Source organism: Flavobacterium sp. TN-1 (assembly GCF_052828645.1).
Map to the genome: position 1 here is coordinate 273,526 of NZ_CM128253.1, position 16,037 is coordinate 289,562.

At 30.2% G+C, this 16,037-nt stretch carries 17 protein-coding genes; 5 read left to right on the forward strand and 12 right to left on the reverse strand.

Annotated features, from left to right (window positions below; genetic code table 11):
* Positions 1 to 750, forward strand: a complete 750-nt coding sequence (locus ACUXZJ_RS01080; RefSeq protein WP_060381676.1) for a LytR/AlgR family response regulator transcription factor — start codon at positions 1 to 3, stop codon at positions 748 to 750.
* Here the strand turns inward: ACUXZJ_RS01080 and ACUXZJ_RS01085 are convergent.
* The 6 genes from ACUXZJ_RS01085 to ACUXZJ_RS01110 all read right to left on the reverse strand — a co-directional run bounded on the left by ACUXZJ_RS01085 (position 740) and on the right by ACUXZJ_RS01110 (position 6,189).
* On the reverse strand, positions 740 to 1,969 hold the full coding sequence (locus tag ACUXZJ_RS01085) for a 3-phosphoshikimate 1-carboxyvinyltransferase (RefSeq protein WP_063743237.1): 1,230 nt from the start codon (positions 1,967 to 1,969) through the stop codon (positions 740 to 742). The genes ACUXZJ_RS01080 and ACUXZJ_RS01085 overlap by 11 nt on opposite strands.
* A 144-nt stretch (positions 1,970 to 2,113) precedes the next feature.
* A complete protein-coding gene (locus ACUXZJ_RS01090; RefSeq protein WP_060381674.1) occupies positions 2,114 to 2,440 on the reverse strand; it encodes a nucleotide pyrophosphohydrolase in 327 nt (108 codons plus the stop codon).
* A 112-nt stretch (positions 2,441 to 2,552) separates the two neighbouring features.
* Complete coding sequence (dtd, locus tag ACUXZJ_RS01095; protein WP_060383799.1) at positions 2,553 to 3,005, reverse strand: D-aminoacyl-tRNA deacylase; 453 nt, start codon at positions 3,003 to 3,005, stop codon at positions 2,553 to 2,555.
* A 165-nt stretch (positions 3,006 to 3,170) separates the two neighbouring features.
* Entirely contained in the window at positions 3,171 to 4,133 is a 963-nt protein-coding gene (gene rsgA / locus ACUXZJ_RS01100; protein ID WP_060381673.1) for a ribosome small subunit-dependent GTPase A, read from the reverse strand.
* A gap of 98 nt (positions 4,134 to 4,231) precedes the next feature.
* Entirely contained in the window at positions 4,232 to 5,314 is a 1,083-nt protein-coding gene (locus ACUXZJ_RS01105) for a bifunctional 3-deoxy-7-phosphoheptulonate synthase/chorismate mutase type II (protein ID WP_060381672.1), read from the reverse strand.
* Positions 5,314 to 6,189: a prephenate dehydratase gene (locus tag ACUXZJ_RS01110; protein ID WP_060381671.1), complete on the reverse strand. Its 876-nt coding sequence runs from the start codon at positions 6,187 to 6,189 to the stop codon at positions 5,314 to 5,316. Before ACUXZJ_RS01110 ends, ACUXZJ_RS01105 begins: the two co-directional genes overlap by 1 nt.
* 266 nt (positions 6,190 to 6,455) lie before the next feature.
* On the opposite strand from ACUXZJ_RS01110, the gene gldA reads away from it, so the two are divergent.
* Positions 6,456 to 7,349, forward strand: a complete 894-nt coding sequence (gldA, locus tag ACUXZJ_RS01115) for a gliding motility-associated ABC transporter ATP-binding subunit GldA (RefSeq protein ID WP_060381670.1) — start codon at positions 6,456 to 6,458, stop codon at positions 7,347 to 7,349.
* A 99-nt stretch (positions 7,350 to 7,448) separates the two neighbouring features.
* On the opposite strand, the gene rlmN is transcribed toward gldA, so the two are convergent.
* Positions 7,449 to 8,492, reverse strand: a complete 1,044-nt coding sequence (gene rlmN, locus ACUXZJ_RS01120; RefSeq protein ID WP_063743238.1) for a 23S rRNA (adenine(2503)-C(2))-methyltransferase RlmN — start codon at positions 8,490 to 8,492, stop codon at positions 7,449 to 7,451.
* A 128-nt stretch (positions 8,493 to 8,620) separates the two neighbouring features.
* Here rlmN and ACUXZJ_RS01125 point away from each other — a divergent pair, with 128 nt between their 5' ends.
* Positions 8,621 to 9,571: an NAD(P)H-dependent flavin oxidoreductase gene (locus ACUXZJ_RS01125; RefSeq protein ID WP_060381668.1), complete on the forward strand. Its 951-nt coding sequence runs from the start codon at positions 8,621 to 8,623 to the stop codon at positions 9,569 to 9,571.
* 105 nt (positions 9,572 to 9,676) lie between these two features.
* Positions 9,677 to 10,318, forward strand: coding sequence for an O-methyltransferase (locus ACUXZJ_RS01130; protein WP_063743239.1), 642 nt, complete (start codon positions 9,677 to 9,679; stop codon positions 10,316 to 10,318).
* Here ACUXZJ_RS01130 and ACUXZJ_RS01135 read toward each other — a convergent pair.
* The 5 genes from ACUXZJ_RS01135 to ACUXZJ_RS01155 form a co-directional block, all read right to left on the reverse strand.
* The gene (locus ACUXZJ_RS01135) at positions 10,313 to 10,882 is read right to left on the reverse strand and encodes a phosphatase PAP2 family protein (protein WP_063743240.1); all 570 of its coding nucleotides are present in this window, start codon (positions 10,880 to 10,882) and stop codon (positions 10,313 to 10,315) included. The genes ACUXZJ_RS01130 and ACUXZJ_RS01135 overlap by 6 nt on opposite strands.
* Positions 10,882 to 11,229, reverse strand: coding sequence for a Sec-independent protein translocase subunit TatA/TatB (locus ACUXZJ_RS01140; RefSeq protein WP_060381665.1), 348 nt, complete (start codon positions 11,227 to 11,229; stop codon positions 10,882 to 10,884). Before ACUXZJ_RS01140 ends, ACUXZJ_RS01135 begins: the two co-directional genes overlap by 1 nt.
* A 126-nt stretch (positions 11,230 to 11,355) precedes the next feature.
* Positions 11,356 to 13,599 (reverse strand): M1 family metallopeptidase, encoded by a 2,244-nt coding sequence (locus ACUXZJ_RS01145; protein ID WP_060381664.1) that lies wholly within the window; start codon positions 13,597 to 13,599, stop codon positions 11,356 to 11,358.
* Positions 13,600 to 13,693: 94 nt separating this feature from the next.
* Positions 13,694 to 14,191 (reverse strand): DUF6702 family protein, encoded by a 498-nt coding sequence (locus tag ACUXZJ_RS01150; RefSeq protein WP_060381663.1) that lies wholly within the window; start codon positions 14,189 to 14,191, stop codon positions 13,694 to 13,696.
* 11 nt (positions 14,192 to 14,202) lie between these two features.
* Positions 14,203 to 14,949 carry a hypothetical protein gene (locus tag ACUXZJ_RS01155; RefSeq protein ID WP_060381662.1) on the reverse strand — a complete coding sequence of 249 codons (747 nt, stop codon included), beginning with the start codon at positions 14,947 to 14,949 and terminating at the stop codon, positions 14,203 to 14,205.
* 366 nt (positions 14,950 to 15,315) lie between these two features.
* On the opposite strand from ACUXZJ_RS01155, the gene pepE reads away from it, so the two are divergent.
* Positions 15,316 to 16,023, forward strand: a complete 708-nt coding sequence (gene pepE / locus ACUXZJ_RS01160) for a dipeptidase PepE (RefSeq protein ID WP_063743241.1) — start codon at positions 15,316 to 15,318, stop codon at positions 16,021 to 16,023.
* Positions 16,024 to 16,037: the final 14 nt, after the last annotated feature.

Here is a 16,037-nt window from a genome sequence, read left to right on the forward strand (position 1 = left end):
ATGATTAATGCAATTATTATAGATGATGAAAAGAGAGCTCGATTAAATCTGTCGATTTTGCTCAAGGAATATTGTCCTGAAATAAATATTATAGCTGAATGTGAGAACTTGCCTGAAGGTGTAAAGTCTATTCGGAAAAACAAACCTGATTTAATTTTTTTAGATATAGAAATGCCTGGACATAGTGGTCTTGAATTATTGGATTTTTTTGATGAAAATGAAATAAATTTTAAAATTATTTTTACTACAGCCTATCAAGAATATGCTATACAAGCTTTTAAATTTTCGGCCATAGATTATCTTCTTAAACCCATAAATCCAAAAGAATTGGTAGATGCTACAACTCGTTTTTCTAAAGAGAAAGAAAAAATTAATAACTATCAAATTCTGAAAGAAAACTTAAAAGAAGATACTTTTAGAAAAATTGCGGTTCCATCAGGTAATAGCCTAGTTTTTATTGAAATTAATGATATTTTATTTATAAAAGGAGAAGGTGCTTATTCCGAAATATCTTTTACCAATAATGATAAATTACTTGTAAGTCGAAACCTCAAAAACTTTGAAGACATTATTTGTGAGCAAAAAAATTTTATTCGTATTCACAAATCATTTATTCTAAACACGAATTATATAAAATCATATAACAAATCAGACGGTGGAAGTATTGAGATTCAAAATGGTTTACATTTACCTATTGCCGCAGATAAAATACAAACCATTTTAAGAGCTATAGAAATTATCAAACGTTAGTATAAAGAAAACCCATTTTTTTAAGATCATTCCAAAAATCAGGATATGATTTACTCACTACCTCAGCATTTTCTATTGTAATAGGTACTTGAAGTGCAAGCGGGGCAAAAGCCATTGCCATTCTGTGATCTTGATAAGTTTTTATGGTGATATTTTGATTAATAAACATAGAAGGTTTTAAATGTAACGATTCGGCAGTAACCATTACTTCAGCTCCTAGTTTAGTTAACTCTAATTTCAAGGCTTCTAAACGGTCTGTTTCTTTAATCTTTAGAGTATGTAAACCATGTAAATCACATCCTATTCTAAGTCCCAAACAAGTTACTGCAATTGTTTGGGCTATATCTGGGCAAGTATTCAGGTTATAAGTTATAAATTCTGAATGAAGTGTTCTTTTTTTTAATATTATTGTATTGTTTTTAAAAATAGTTTCGACACCAAAATACTGATAAATTTCTGCTAGAACGGCATCTCCTTGTAAGCTATTTTTTTTGTAACTACAAAGTGTTAATTGTGTACCTAATTCCGAAAGTGCTACAATAGAATACCAATAAGATGCAGAACTCCAATCAGACTCAACTGTAAATTTTGGATTTTGGATTTCGGATTTCGGATTGACTTTAATATTATTTTCTTCAAAAGATGTTTGAACTCCCATTTCGTTTAACAATGATAAAGTCATTTGTATATACGGAATAGAAGTAATCTGTCCTTCTAACGTTAGCTCTAATCCTTTCTCTAATGTTGGAGCAATTAAGAGCAATGCAGATATATACTGACTGCTTACATGGGCGGGCAATATTACTTTATTTTGGGTTATTTTTTTTCCTTTAATTTTAATAGGCGGAAAACCTTCGCTTTCTAAATATGAAATTTCAACATCTAGTTGTTGTAACGCTTCTACTAAAATTTTAATAGGTCGCTCTTTCATACGAGAAGACCCCGTTAGTATTATTTCTTTTCCTTCTTGAATGGCAAAAAAGGCAGTTAAAAAACGCATAGCTGTTCCAGCATGATGCACGTCTACCACTCCCTCAAAAGAACCGTTTAAAGCTTTTTGCATTACGTCTGAATCGTCTGAATTAGAAATATTTTCTACTGCAATATTTGGATACAGAGCTTGTAATAGTAATAACCTATTGGTTTCTGATTTGCTACCTGTTATTTTAATGGGCTGTTGTTCATTATTTACAACTGATTTTTGAAGTTTTATTTCCACTGTTCAAATCTTTATTCTTAGTATTCAGATGGTAAAATGTAGATCTATTATCTTTCTTGTATAACTTTCTTAACAGTTCTTCTTGATTCGAAAATCTTTGTGTACATATAAGCTATAAAGTATTAGAACAAATTAAAGCTTATACTATTTCAATTTTTCGTTATTATGGTGACGATCGTGATCTCGTTTTGTTTTTAGATCCATTTTTTTATCAAAAGCGGTTTGCAAATCAACCCCTGTTTGGTTAGCTAAACATAAAACAACAAATACAACATCTGCTAATTCTTCACCTAAGTCTTTATTTTTATCACTTTCTTTTTCTGACTGCTCTCCATATCTACGCGCTATAATTCTGGCTACTTCTCCTACCTCTTCTGTAAGCTGAGCCATATTCGTTAATTCGTTAAAATAACGTACACCGTGATTTTTAATCCAATTATCTACTTCTTCCTGAGCGTTTTTTATATTCATAATTACATTTTTTAAGTTTTAAAGAAAAACATAACATGGTTTTAAGACAAGTATTTATTTTAATTATAAACATCTATAAAACCTTTTATTATTTCTTTTAATTTTTTATTAATTATTCTTTATTTTTTGTGTCTATTAGTATGGTTACAGGACCATCATTTACTAAGCTAACTTTCATATCTGCTCCGAATCTTCCTGTTTGAATTGGTTTTCCTAGATCCGTTTCAATTTGTTTAACGAATGATTCGTAGAGAGGAATGGCCACATCTGGTTTTGAAGCTTTTATATAACTAGGTCTATTTCCTTTTTTGGTTTGAGCATATAATGTAAATTGGCTTACTACAATTATTTCTCCATTAATGTCTTTAATAGAACAATTCATAATACCTTCCTCATCATCAAAAATTCGGAGGTTTACAATTTTTGAGCTTAACCAGATGGAGTCTTCTTGATTATCTAAATCTTGAATTCCAACTAATATTAAAAGTCCTTGCTTAATTTTTGCAACAATTTCGTTTTCTATGGTTACAGAGGCTTCTGAAACACGCTGAATTACAACTTTCATGTATGTTTTAAATAAAATATCGTTTACAGATTCTTTATTTCCTAACAAATGTACTATCAACTGTATTGTTTATTAATAATTCTTTCGGTTAAAAAAAATATTTACTTGTATTTTGATAGATTCTATTATTTGTAAGGCATACCCCTAAAGGGGAGTATTTATTATCTAGTATAATTCCTCATTATTTTTATAAATATCATTTCTATATGTTTCATCATCTCCCTCTAATATTTGCAAATATGAATTATATCTTGACCAAGCTATTTCATCAGCATCTAAAGCTTCTTTTACAGCACAATGGGGTTCTTCTTTATGCAAACAATTATTAAATTTACACTGCTCTTTTAGAGCAAAAAATTCAGGGAAGTAATCTCCTATTTCTTGTTTTTCCATGTCTACTACCCCAAAGCCTCGAATACCAGGTGTATCTATAATTTTAGCTCCAAACTCTAAATCAAACATTTCAGCAAAAGTAGTGGTATGTTGTCCCTGTTGATGTTGCTCCGAAATTTCTTTTGTTTTTAGATTTAATGTAGGTTCTAAAGCATTTACTAACGTTGATTTACCTACTCCTGAATGTCCTGAAAACATAGAAACTCTATCTTTCATTAATACTTTTAAATCTTCTATTCCTTTATTTTGTTTAGCAGAAACGCGTAAGCATTGATAGCCAATATTAGCATATATATATTGAAGATACAATTGATCATCAAGGGTTTTATCATCATAGGTATCTATCTTATTAAATACCAAAACGGCTTCAATTCCATAAGCTTCCGCTGTTACTAGAAACCGATCAATAAAACTGGTTGTTGTTACGGGATTATTAATGGTAACTAATAAAAATACGACATCTATATTGGATGCAATAATATGGGTTTGCTTAGAAAGATTTACAGACTTACGAACAATATAATTTTTTCTATCATGAATCTTTGTTATAACTCCAACCGTTTGATCAGCAGAGGTATCTAATTCATAATCTACAATATCTCCTACTGCTATAGGATTGGTACTTTTAATTCCTTTTATCCGAAATTTCCCTTTTATACGGCATTCTAAAAATTGATTTTCTCCGGTTTTTACCGTATACCAACTTCCAGTAGATTTATAAACAATTCCTGTCATTTAGATTAACGATTGAGGATTAATGATTTTAGATTTAAAAACGAATACAAATGTAGGCAAATCAAAAATCAAAAATCATGAATCCTTATTGTAATATGTTAAGATTTATACACTTTCTCTTGATGGGCAATACTTTCTTGGTGAATTGATTTGAATATTTTTAATACAAATTCTTCACTTAGTCCTTTTTCTTCTCCTTCTGAAATTATTTTTTCAAGAATTTCATTCCAACGATTGTTTTGTAATATGGCTACATTTTTTTCTTTTTTAAGCAACCCTATTTGATCTACTATTTTCATGCGTTTACTTAAAATTTCTAATAATTTTTCATCAAAATCATCAATTTGCGCTCTAAACTTAGAAATACGTTTATGATAATCATCTGAATTTTCATCTATTTTACGAACTCTTAAATCAACAAACATCTGTTTTAAAGTTAGGGGTGTTACTTGTTGTGGTGCATCGCTCCATGCCTGATCAGGATTACAATGTGTTTCTATCATTAACCCGTCAAAATTCATATCAAGAGCTTGCTGTGAAACATCTTGAATCATATCTCGTTTTCCTGTAATATGAGATGGATCACAAATAATAACTAATTCTGGAAATTTGTTTTGTAAATCAATTGCTATTTGCCACTCTGGATTATTACGGTATTTCGTTTTTTCATAAGTAGAAAAACCTCTATGAATAACGCCTATTTTTTTTATACCTGCTTGATATAATCTTTCTAAACCACCTATCCAAAGTGATAAATCTGGATTAACTGGGTTTTTAAGCAACACCATTTTATCTGTATTTTGTAGTGCATCTGCTATTTCTTGAACCGCAAACGGGTTAACGGTTGTACGAGCTCCTATCCAAAGAAGGTCTACATCATATTCTAATGCTAATTTTACATGTTGAGCAGTTGCTACTTCAGTTGCAATCAGCATTCCAGTTTCTTCTTTAGCTCTTTTTAACCATTTTAACCCTATTTCTCCTACTCCTTCAAACCCTCCTGGCCTAGTGCGAGGTTTCCATATACCTGCTCTAAAAATACTTACATCACTATTTTTTAATTGGTGAGCTACAGCCAAAACCTGTTCTTCTGTTTCAGCACTGCAAGGGCCTGCAATTACAAGGGGATGATTTAATTTTAGATCATCTAACCATTTTCTATTTTCTTTTTTTATTTCCATTATACGTTCATTAAAATTAAATCATGATTATATGTGTTTTCATTCAAAGGCATGTATCCTGATTCATACTCTCCCAAAAGTTTAAAATGTGTTGTCATTAATTCTAAAATATTTTTGGCTTTTTCAAAATCATTGTATTTTTCAAAAACCACATCTACAAAAAAAGAATACTGAAAGGGTTTTTCTATAATTGGCATTGATTGAATTTTTGTTAAATTTAATTTACAATTGTTCATCACATTCAAAACAGTTGCTAAACCTCCTGGTGTATTGTCTAATTCAAATTTAACAGAAGCTTTATTTACCTTATCTTTTTTTATATCGGTTTTAATTTTTCTTAAAATCATAAAACGAGTAATACTACTTTCCACTGATTGTATTTCTTTAGCTAAAATTTCTAATCCATATACTTCAGAGGCTATTGGTCCCGCTAAAGCAGCTATTCCTTTTAGTTTTTCTTCACTTATTCTTTTTGCTGCAATAGCTGTATCTGAGCTTTCAATCACTTTAATATGTTTATTCTTTTCTAAAAATTTAGCACATTGTAATAAAGCAATAGGATGTGAATGTACCTCTTTTATATCTTCTATTTTTTGACCAGAAAGTGTCATTAGATTAAGACTTATTTTTAAAAAGTACTCACCTAACACGTTTAGTTGATTTTCATCTATCAAAGCATAATTAGGAATTAAACTCCCTGCTATTGAATTTTCTATAGCCATCACGCCATAATCTACCATTCCTTTTTTTAGTCGTTTTGTTACTTCTTTAAAAGTTTTACACTCAACTATTTCAATATTTTCTCCAAAATAATTCTGCGCAACTTGTTGGTGAAACGATCCTCTTATACCTTGAATAGCGACTGTAACTTTCATATCTTTTGATAAAAATTTAATAAAAAAAATCCCGAAGTTTCTACTTCGGGATTGTATAGTATTGTAAATCTAAACTTATTCAGTTAACACCATAACAATCCCTCTCCTTTCCAAAAGAAGTAATAAAAAGAATTGTTGTATAATGTTACCAAATGGTTCATACGTTTTTTTTTGCGTTTGGCTAAATTAGTATTTTTTTTTAAAACAGAAAACTATTTAAGTGTTTTTAAGTGTTTTTCTTATTTTTGCTGTAAATACTTAGATTTATGTCTATAGAGGTTCAAAATATTTCTAAAAATTATGGTGCTCAAAAAGCCTTAGATACTGTTTCATTTAAAGTAAACAAGGGCGAAATTGTTGGTTTTTTAGGTCCTAATGGTGCTGGAAAATCTACTTTAATGAAGATCTTAACCACTTATATATGCGCTGACGAAGGTTCTGCAAAAGTAAACGGGTTTAATGTAGATACTCAATCATTTGATGTTCAAAAATCCGTGGGCTATTTACCGGAACACAATCCGTTATATTTAGATCTTTATGTTCGTGAGTACTTAGGTTTTAATGCTAACATATATAATGTAAGTGGTTCTCGTGTAGAGGAGGTAATTAATCTTACTGGATTAAAACCTGAAAGTCATAAAAAAATCAGTCAACTTTCTAAAGGATATAGACAACGTGTAGGGCTGGCAACTGCTTTATTACACAATCCAGAAGTCCTTATTTTAGATGAGCCAACAACAGGATTAGATCCTAATCAAATCATTGAAATTCGTGATTTAATTAAAAATATTGGAAAAGACAAAACAGTTTTTCTATCTACTCATATCATGCAAGAAGTGGAAGCTATTTGTGATCGTGTTATTATTATTAATCATGGAAAAATTGTGGCAGACAACCAAATTGACCGTTTAATAACCGAAACAAATGAACAAGTAATAGAAGTTGAGTTTGATAAAGAAATCCAAGAAACGCTACTTCTTCAAATACCTAATATTAGTTCTTATACTAAAAATGATAATCATTGGGTATTAACTTTTCATTCTGAGCAAGATATGCGACCGGTTCTTTTTGATTTTGCTCAAATTAATGGATTAAAAACATTACAACTTTCCCAAAAAAATAAAAATTTAGAAAGCATTTTCAGAGAAAAAACAAAGTAATTTCAAAAAAGGCTGTCCTAAAAGTAATAAATCAACATTATGTGATTTCTCCCTTTGGTCGAATGACAAGATTGTGAACTTTTTGGACAGTCTCCTTTTTTAAATTTCTTTATTCGCTAGTTGGCCGCATGCTGCATCTATATCTTTTCCTCTACTCCTACGCACTTTTACCACTACATCAACCATTTCTAGAGCTTTTATATATTGATTAATAGATTGTTCTGAAGCTTGTTGAAAGACACCGTCATCTATTGGGTTATATTCTATTAAATTAACTTTGCAAGGAACGTATTTGCAAAATTTAACTAAGGCTTCTATTGATTGCTTGTCGTCATTAATCCCTTTCCAAACAACATATTCATAAGTTACTTTACTCTTTGTCTTTTTATACCAATATTCTAGAGCTTCTCTCAAATCAGTTAAAGGAAAATTTTTAGTAAAAGGCATGATTTTATTTCTGATTTCTTCAACAGCGGAATGTAAAGAAACAGCTAATTTAAATTTTACTTGATCATCAGCCATCTTTTTTATCATTTTAGAAATTCCTGATGTAGAAACCGTAATACGTTTAGGGGACATACCTAACCCTTCTGGAGATGTTATTTTATCAATTGCTTTCATGACATTAGGATAGTTCATTAAAGGTTCTCCCATTCCCATAAAAACAATATTTGATAACGGACGATTATAATACAAACGACTTTCCGAGTCTATAGCGGCTACTTGATCATAAATTTCACCAGGTTCTAAGTTGCGCATTCTCTTTAAACGAGCTGTTGCACAAAAATTACAATCTAAGCTACATCCTACTTGACTAGAAACACAAGCTGTTGTCCGGGTTTCTTTAGGAATTAATACTGATTCGACCACTAATCCGTCATGCAAACGAACTGCATTTTTTACAGTTCCATCCTCACTCCTTTGCATTTGATCTACCTCTATATGCTGAATTATAAAGTTTTGTTCTAACATTTCTCGAGTAGCTTTCGAAAGGCTTGTCATATCTTCAAATTTGTGTGCTTTTTTTTGCCACAACCATTCATAAACTTGATTCCCTCTAAACGCTTTATCGCCATTAGAAACAAAAAAAGTTCTTAGTTCTTCTTTACTTAATGCTCTTATATCTCTTTTTTCTGTTTGCATAAGGCAAAGATAATAATTCTTATTTTTTTCAAATATTAAATCTTCATAGAGTATTTACAAAGTTTTTAGCTGTTTTTTTATATGCAAGCATAATATTTTTTTTCTTATATTTGGTCAAATTTACAATTATGGCAAAGACTACATTAACAGAATTATTAGATATAAAATACCCTATTATAATGGCTCCTATGTTTTTAGTTTCTAATACATCAATGATAATAGAAGGTATGAAAGCAGGAGTTGCGGGCTGTATACCTGCCTTAAACTATCGTACACTTGAAGAACTTAGAGCAGCTATACAAGAACTAAAAGCGGCTAAAGTAAAAGGGGGAAGTTTTGGTTTTAACCTAATCGTAAACAAATCAAACATAAAATACAAAGAACAACTTAGAGTTCTTTGCGAAGAAAAGGTAGATTTTATCATTACTTCTTTAGGCAGCCCTGAAGAAACTATACAGGAAGCTCATAAAGCAGGTGTTAAGGTTTTTTGTGATGTTACAGATCTTAAATTTGCTAAAAAAGTAGAAAGTTTAAAAGCAGATGCCATTATAGCTGTAAACAATCAGGCTGGTGGACACAGAGGTGACATAGATCCTGACAAGCTAATTAAATTATTAGATGAAAATACTTCTTTACCTGTAATTTCTGCTGGTGGAGTAGGATGTAAAAAAGATTTAGATAAAATGCTTGGTTATGGTGCTATTGGTGTTTCAATAGGGAGTCTTTTCATTCCTTCTACCGAAGCGGGAGTATCACAAGAATACAAACAAGCTTGTGTGGATTATGGAGCAAAAGATATTGTAATGACTGAAAAAATTTCAGGAACACCTTGTACCGTTATCAACACTCCTTATGTACAAAAAATAGGCACTAAACTAAATTGGTTAGAACGATTTCTAAACACCAATAAACGTTTAAAAAAATGGGCTAAATTAATTCGTTTTATGATTGGAAATAATGCTGTAACAAAAGCAGCTACTCAGGCTACCTATAAAACTGTATGGGTTGCAGGTCCCACTATAGAGTATGCAAAATCTATTCAGCCTGTACAAAAAATTATAGACGACCTAGTTAAATAAGATCTGGCAGGTGTCTAAAAAGTAGTTACTTAATATTAAACTTTTAGGACATCTGCTTTTATAATACTTCGTATTTTATTTACTTTTTTGACAATTAAAAAAATTATGCATTTCATTTCAGAAGATTTAGAAAATTATATAGCTAATCACAGCGAAAATGAACCTGAATTATTAGCTCGTTTAAATAAAGAAACTCATCAAAAGATATTACAACCACGTATGTTAAGTGGTCATTTCCAAGGACGTGTCTTAAGTATGTTATCCAAACTAATTAGACCTAATACTGTTCTTGAAATAGGCACTTATACTGGCTATGCTTCTTTATGCTTGGCAGAAGGACTTAACAAAAATGGCACCCTTGACACCATAGACAACAACGAAGAATTATATGATTTTCAAAAAAAATATTTTGATCAATCTGTTTGGGCTAACCAAATACAGCAGCATTTAGGCAATGCCTTAGAAATCATTCCTACTTTAAACAAGACATTTGATTTGGTTTTTATAGATGCTGACAAAGAAAATTACATCAACTATTTTCATCTCATTATTCCTATGATGAATCCAGGAGGTATTATTTTATCCGATAATGTCTTATGGAGTGGTAAGATACTTGACGAAGTAAAAACTAATGATAAAAGCACCCAAATCCTCTTAAAATACAATCAGCTCCTAAAAGATGATCCTAGAGTAGAAACCGTTTTACTTCCAATAAGAGACGGACTAACTGTGAGCAGAGTTTTATAAACTACTGCTCATTTTTATTCTTAATGTACGGTATAACCCGTTACAACATATTCCTAGAATAATTCCTACTATATAACCCGTTAAAATATCTCCTGGATAATGTAATCCTAAATAGATACGACTATAAGCAAAAACCAGTGGAAAGAAGAAAAGTAAATACACATATTTATAATTTTCTTTAAGTATTAAATACACAAAAACGGTAGTTGCCATAGAATTAGCGGCATGCCCCGAAAAGAAACTGAAAGTCTCACTACTTTTTACTATCCGTATAATTCCTCTTAATTCAGGTGTACTACAAGGACGTAATCGTTGAAATGTTTCTTTTACTAAATTAGTAAATTGATCTGTTACAGCAACTAGTAAAGCAATGTTTATTATAATGAATAGAAAAGGTTTCCATCCACCTACTTTTTTGTACACTAAATATAAAATAAAAATAAAAAAAGGAGTCCAATGAAATTGTTTAGTAATAAACAACCAAAAACCATCAAATGGCTGAGATCCTAGACTGTTTAAAAAAATAAAAAGTTGTTTATCTAATTCTATTACGTGCTCTAACATTACATTTGACGTTTTATGGGACCTGTTAAATCTTCAAATTTTTCTTTTACTTCATTTATTTCTTTCGTAATATCCAAGGGATCTTGAACAGGAGCTTCTTTCATTATACGCTCTTGAACATTTTGTTTTATATTTTCTACTTCTTTCGAAAAATCAGTAGTCATTTGCGTAATTTCTTTTCCAGTAGTACTGTTTTGAATTTCTGATTTGAGGTCATTTGTTGCATTCTTCAACTGTGCCATTCCTTTACCTAGAGTACGTGCTATATCTGGTATTTTATCTGCTCCAAAGAGCATTAAAGCAATAAAGATGATAAATATCAATTCGCCTCCGCCAATTCCGAACATAAGATTATTTTTTTACTTTTCACAAAGGTAAATAGAAATTAAAACAATATACGTTAAAAGAAATAAAAAAACTTGTCATTCTGTACTATACACAAAAATGACAAGTTTAGGACGAATACACCTTTTTTAATCAAATTTAGATTTAATTTCTTCTTTAGGCCAACTATTATTAGATACATCTATATCTGCTGTTTCTTCTTTAGGATCTACTTTTATTTTTTTAATAATTTTTTGAGTCGCAAAAATACGCGAAACTTCCTTTTCATTTTTCAACCAAATTTGTGCTGGAAATCTATGATTTTCCATTGTTCCATCTTCATAGGTAATTTCAACTAACAATGGCATTACTAAACCTCCTGGTTTATCAAAAGTTACTTGATAAAAATACTTAGGCGTTACTAATTTCGCTTTTTCTTCAGTTGTAAAATTTGCATTAACAAAATCTTCTAGGGCTTTAATTTCTTTTGTTTCAAAAGGTTTATTCATTTCTGATTTAAAATCTCGACTTGCTTTTTCAACCATGTATACCTTAGGTCCTGAAGCTCTAAAACGATTTCTTCGTGTTACTTCTTGCACTTTAAATCCTACTGGTTCATCATTCGTTACAAAAAACTGTTTGACTTCTTTTATTCCTATATCAGTATAATCTGTTGTATAAAACCATCCTCGCCAAAACCAATCTAAATCAACCCCTGAAGCATCTTCCATTGTTCTAAAAAAATCTTCTGGTGTAGGATGTTTAAACTTCCAACGATTTGCATAGGTCTTAAACGCATAATCAAAAAGTTCGCGTCCCATAATGGTTTCCCTTAAAATATTCAACCCTGTTGCTGGTTTTCCATAAGCATTATTACCAAATTGTTTTATTACTTCTGAATTAGACATAATGGGTTCTATTCCATTTTGATCACCACTCATATAGGGAACAATCATTTTAGCTGGACCACGATCTGTTGGAAAATTAGGATCCCATTCAATTTCTGCTAAATATTCTAAAAATGTATTCAACCCTTCGTCCATCCATGTCCATTGACGTTCATCTGAATTGACAATCATAGGAAAAAAATTGTGTCCTACTTCATGAATTATAACGCCCATCATACCGTATTTTAGATGATCTGAGTAGTTTCCTTTTTCATCTGGTCTTCCAAAATTCCAACAAATCATAGGATATTCCATTCCTTGATCTTGCGCGTTAACTGAAACGGCTTTAGGATAAGGATAATCAAATGTTTTAGCTGAATAACTTTTTAGGGTATGTGCTACGATTTTAGTAGAATATTTTTCCCATAAAGGATTTCCTTCCTTAGGATAGATAGAAGTTGCCATTACTTTTTTGTCTCCTAGCTGAACCGCCATAGCATCAAGAATAAATTTTCGTGAAGTAGATATACCAAAATCACGTACATTTTCTGCTTTAAAACGCCATACTTTCTTTTTATCAGACCAAGATTTTTCTCTTTCTATTGCTTCTTCTTGTGTGGCTATAATCACAGGTTTATCAAACATTTTTTCTGCTTGTAGATAACGCTGTAACTGAGCAGGTGTTAAAACTTCTGCTTTGTTTTGTAAAGTACCTGTAGCTTCCATAATATGATCGGCTGGTACAGTTATATTTACCTCATAATCCCCAAAAGGCAGAGCAAATTCTCCTTGTCCCCAAAATTGCATATTTTGCCAACCTTCTACATCATTGTATACAGCCATACGAGGAAAGAATTGGGCTAGAACATACAGTCTATTCCCGTCGGGAAATTGCTCATAACCACTACGCCCTCCATCAACCATATAATCTGCTATATTGTACCACCATTTTATGGTAAAGACAAATTTTTGTCCTTTTACTAAAGGGGTTTTTAGGTTAATACGCATCATGGTTTCGTTTACAGTATAAGAAATAGGCTGTCCAACAGCATCTTTTACGTATTCTATTTTAAAACCTCCATCAAATTTTTCTTCCATATAAGTACGCGAAAATGCCCTTGCGCTTATAGCTGGATCTAACTTTTCATTCCTTACTAAGGGTGCTTTAGAGGTTTTAGCAAATAAGTTTTGATCTAATTGCAACCATAAATAATCTAATGATTCTTTTGCATTATTTGTGTAAGTAATAGTTTCTGTTCCGTACAAACGTGCTTTTTTATCATCTAATTCAATATCCATTTTATAATCTGCACGCTGCTGATAATATTCAGGTCCTGGAGCTCCTGATGCGGTACGATACATATTAGGAGTAGCCATCAAATCATACATTTGACGAAACTTACTTTGATCGGTATGGGTTTCGGATTTAGACTTACTCTGTGATTCTTGAGCCATTCCTAAAAAAGTAGAAAATAACACAACTACTAGAGACGTTAGTTTTTTCATCTATACTATTACAAATTTGTTCGTACTTTAATTTTTAATTGTAAAAAATTAAAAGCTAAAATAAATTCTTTTTTTATTTTTTTTTAAATTTTTATCAATACTTTAACATTCCATTCATATTATTACCTGAAAACAAAAAGCTATTTTTAACTCCTTTATTATTTACATGAATAATATTTTGCTGTTCATCATTAAGCTCTAATAAGGCATTATTTTGTATTTCAAGGCTTTTAAATTTTGATATATTTTCTATTTTATAATACCCAATTAACACATTTGCTTCTATTTCTTTTTGCACAAACTGAAAAGGTTTTAATTTTCCATTTATTTTAATTTTAAATGTTTCTTCTAAATATTTCTTCATTAGCTCTACGTCTTTATCCGTTTCTTCTTTTTCTCCTAATGCGGTTTTCACATGGTATTTAGATGATAATGCTTGATTTAAATCATCTATAAAAATTCGACTTGTTATCTGAAGTCTTTTTTTTTCGGGTATGTAATGAATTTGATATATAGATACATAAAATTTATGAACTATAAAGGAACTTAAAAGCAAAAAAGTTATCAAAACGAATGTTATTTTCTTGATCATTTTATAAAATATTATTTTTGAACGGCTATTATTTCTTTGTACTTAAATGTTAAATCAATTAATGTAAAACGCAAATCTCCATAATTTTTTGCTTTTATTTTTTCAATTACATTTGGATTTTCAGAACAATAAATTAAAAAACCTTCTAAATAATCATCTGGTATTTTTAATACCTTTTCATAAAAATCTTTTGAAAAAATAGATTTCAACTGTTTGCGATTAATTTCATTTTGTTCTATTTTCAATTCTTTTTTTAAGAGAGCTGTTCTACCTGATATTTTATTAATCAAACCTGTTATACTCATTCCTCCTAAAGGAATCAACAACGGACTATACCACTTAAAAGTACCTGCTTCAAGGAGTTTTCTCTCTGCTGGAGTATAACTTTTCACTTCACTATTAATAATCCTTAAATCTTTAGCTGAAAGTGTTTTAACTAGCACTTCTTTTATTTCTATTGATTTTACTTTTACTTTTATAATTAAAGGAGTTTGTATAAAGGAATTTTTATTAAGTTTAATTTCTAGAGGTTCTATATTGGTAGAAGTAAAAAGCAATATATCTCCCAACATTGCTTCTATACGAAATTGCCCTCCTGCCATTGTTTGGGTTATTTTTTTAGTGGTTTGATTTACTACTAAAATGGATTCTAAAACACCTAAATCAGATACAATTGTTCCTTCTAAGATTGTTTTGTTCTGTGAAAATCCTATTTGAAAAATGGCCAATAAAAGAAATATTATAATTTTATTTTTCACTATTATTAGGTTTATTAACTTTAAGACAAGTGTTAGAAGCAAAAATCTTAAGTCTACATTTTTTTATTTTTTATCTATCAAAAAATATTCAGATACCAAGACTGAGCATTTTTTTTTAAAATATTTTCTCTTAATCTTTAATACAAAAAGAAAAAATCACCTATCATGTATTTACTATATTATAAAGTATTTTATTTTTATTTGTCGTGTTTTTCTTAAATCAAGATTTTAACAATCTCTATCTTATTTCTTTTTCATACAAGACTCGCTTATTTTTTGTAAAAGTAATTGACTTTTTGGTCAATAAAGTATTAATGAAATAGTAAAATTTTGTTAATTCTGTATATTTGAATCAAATTATAAGAAATGAAAAAAGTTATTTTAGCAAGCACATCCACCTTATACAACGGTGGTTATTTAGAATATTTACTTCCAACCTTAAACAACCATTTTAATGAAATAAAATCTTTACTTTTTATACCTTACGCACAACCGAATGGAATAAGCTATGAAGAATATACTACAAAAGTAAAAGAAGTTTTTTTAAAAATTGGAATTGTTGTAAATGGAATTCACGAATTTGAAAACGCAATAGAAGCAGTAAAAAATGCTGAAGCTATTTTTACAGGCGGTGGTAATACTTTTTTGTTAGTAAATAAACTTTACGAAAAAAATCTAATTCCTATCTTAAAGGAGGTCATTAAAAATGGAACACCTTATTTAGGAACTAGCGCGGGAAGTAATATTGGAGGAAAAACAATGAACACAACAAACGATATGCCCATCATTTTACCTCCTAGTTTTGACACATTAGGTCTAATTTCTTTTAATTTAAACCCGCATTATCTAGATCCTATCGAAGGCTCTACACACATGGGCGAGACTAGAGAAACCCGCATTAATGAATTTCACAAGCTAAGTACAATTCCTGTTTTAGGATTACGAGAAGGAAGCTGGTTAGAAGTTTATAATTCTGATATTTTTTTAAGAGGTGAACTTACAGCAAGACTTTTCCGATCAGGTGAGTTTGCAGTAGAAATGGCTCCTGGGGAGAATCTAAATTTTTTAAAATAATCTTTTAAATTTTA

Coding starts and splice junctions, on each gene's coding strand:
- ACUXZJ_RS01110 (WP_060381671.1), bottom strand. CDS start 6,189: ATGAAAGTTACAGTCGCTATTCAAGGTATAAGAGGATCGTTTCACCAA.
- pepE (WP_063743241.1), top strand. CDS start 15,316: ATGAAAAAAGTTATTTTAGCAAGCACATCCACCTTATACAACGGTGGT.
- ACUXZJ_RS01090 (WP_060381674.1), bottom strand. CDS start 2,440: ATGAATATAAAAAACGCTCAGGAAGAAGTAGATAATTGGATTAAAAAT.
- ACUXZJ_RS01135 (WP_063743240.1), bottom strand. CDS start 10,882: ATGTTAGAGCACGTAATAGAATTAGATAAACAACTTTTTATTTTTTTA.
- ACUXZJ_RS01125 (WP_060381668.1), top strand. CDS start 8,621: ATGGCAAAGACTACATTAACAGAATTATTAGATATAAAATACCCTATT.
- rlmN (WP_063743238.1), bottom strand. CDS start 8,492: ATGCAAACAGAAAAAAGAGATATAAGAGCATTAAGTAAAGAAGAACTA.
- rsgA (WP_060381673.1), bottom strand. CDS start 4,133: ATGACAGGAATTGTTTATAAATCTACTGGAAGTTGGTATACGGTAAAA.
- dtd (WP_060383799.1), bottom strand. CDS start 3,005: ATGAAAGTTGTAATTCAGCGTGTTTCAGAAGCCTCTGTAACCATAGAA.
- ACUXZJ_RS01130 (WP_063743239.1), top strand. CDS start 9,677: ATGCATTTCATTTCAGAAGATTTAGAAAATTATATAGCTAATCACAGC.
- ACUXZJ_RS01105 (WP_060381672.1), bottom strand. CDS start 5,314: ATGGAAATAAAAAAAGAAAATAGAAAATGGTTAGATGATCTAAAATTA.
- ACUXZJ_RS01145 (WP_060381664.1), bottom strand. CDS start 13,599: ATGAAAAAACTAACGTCTCTAGTAGTTGTGTTATTTTCTACTTTTTTA.
- ACUXZJ_RS01080 (WP_060381676.1), top strand. CDS start 1: ATGATTAATGCAATTATTATAGATGATGAAAAGAGAGCTCGATTAAAT.
- gldA (WP_060381670.1), top strand. CDS start 6,456: ATGTCTATAGAGGTTCAAAATATTTCTAAAAATTATGGTGCTCAAAAA.
- ACUXZJ_RS01140 (WP_060381665.1), bottom strand. CDS start 11,229: ATGTTCGGAATTGGCGGAGGCGAATTGATATTTATCATCTTTATTGCT.
- ACUXZJ_RS01150 (WP_060381663.1), bottom strand. CDS start 14,191: ATGATCAAGAAAATAACATTCGTTTTGATAACTTTTTTGCTTTTAAGT.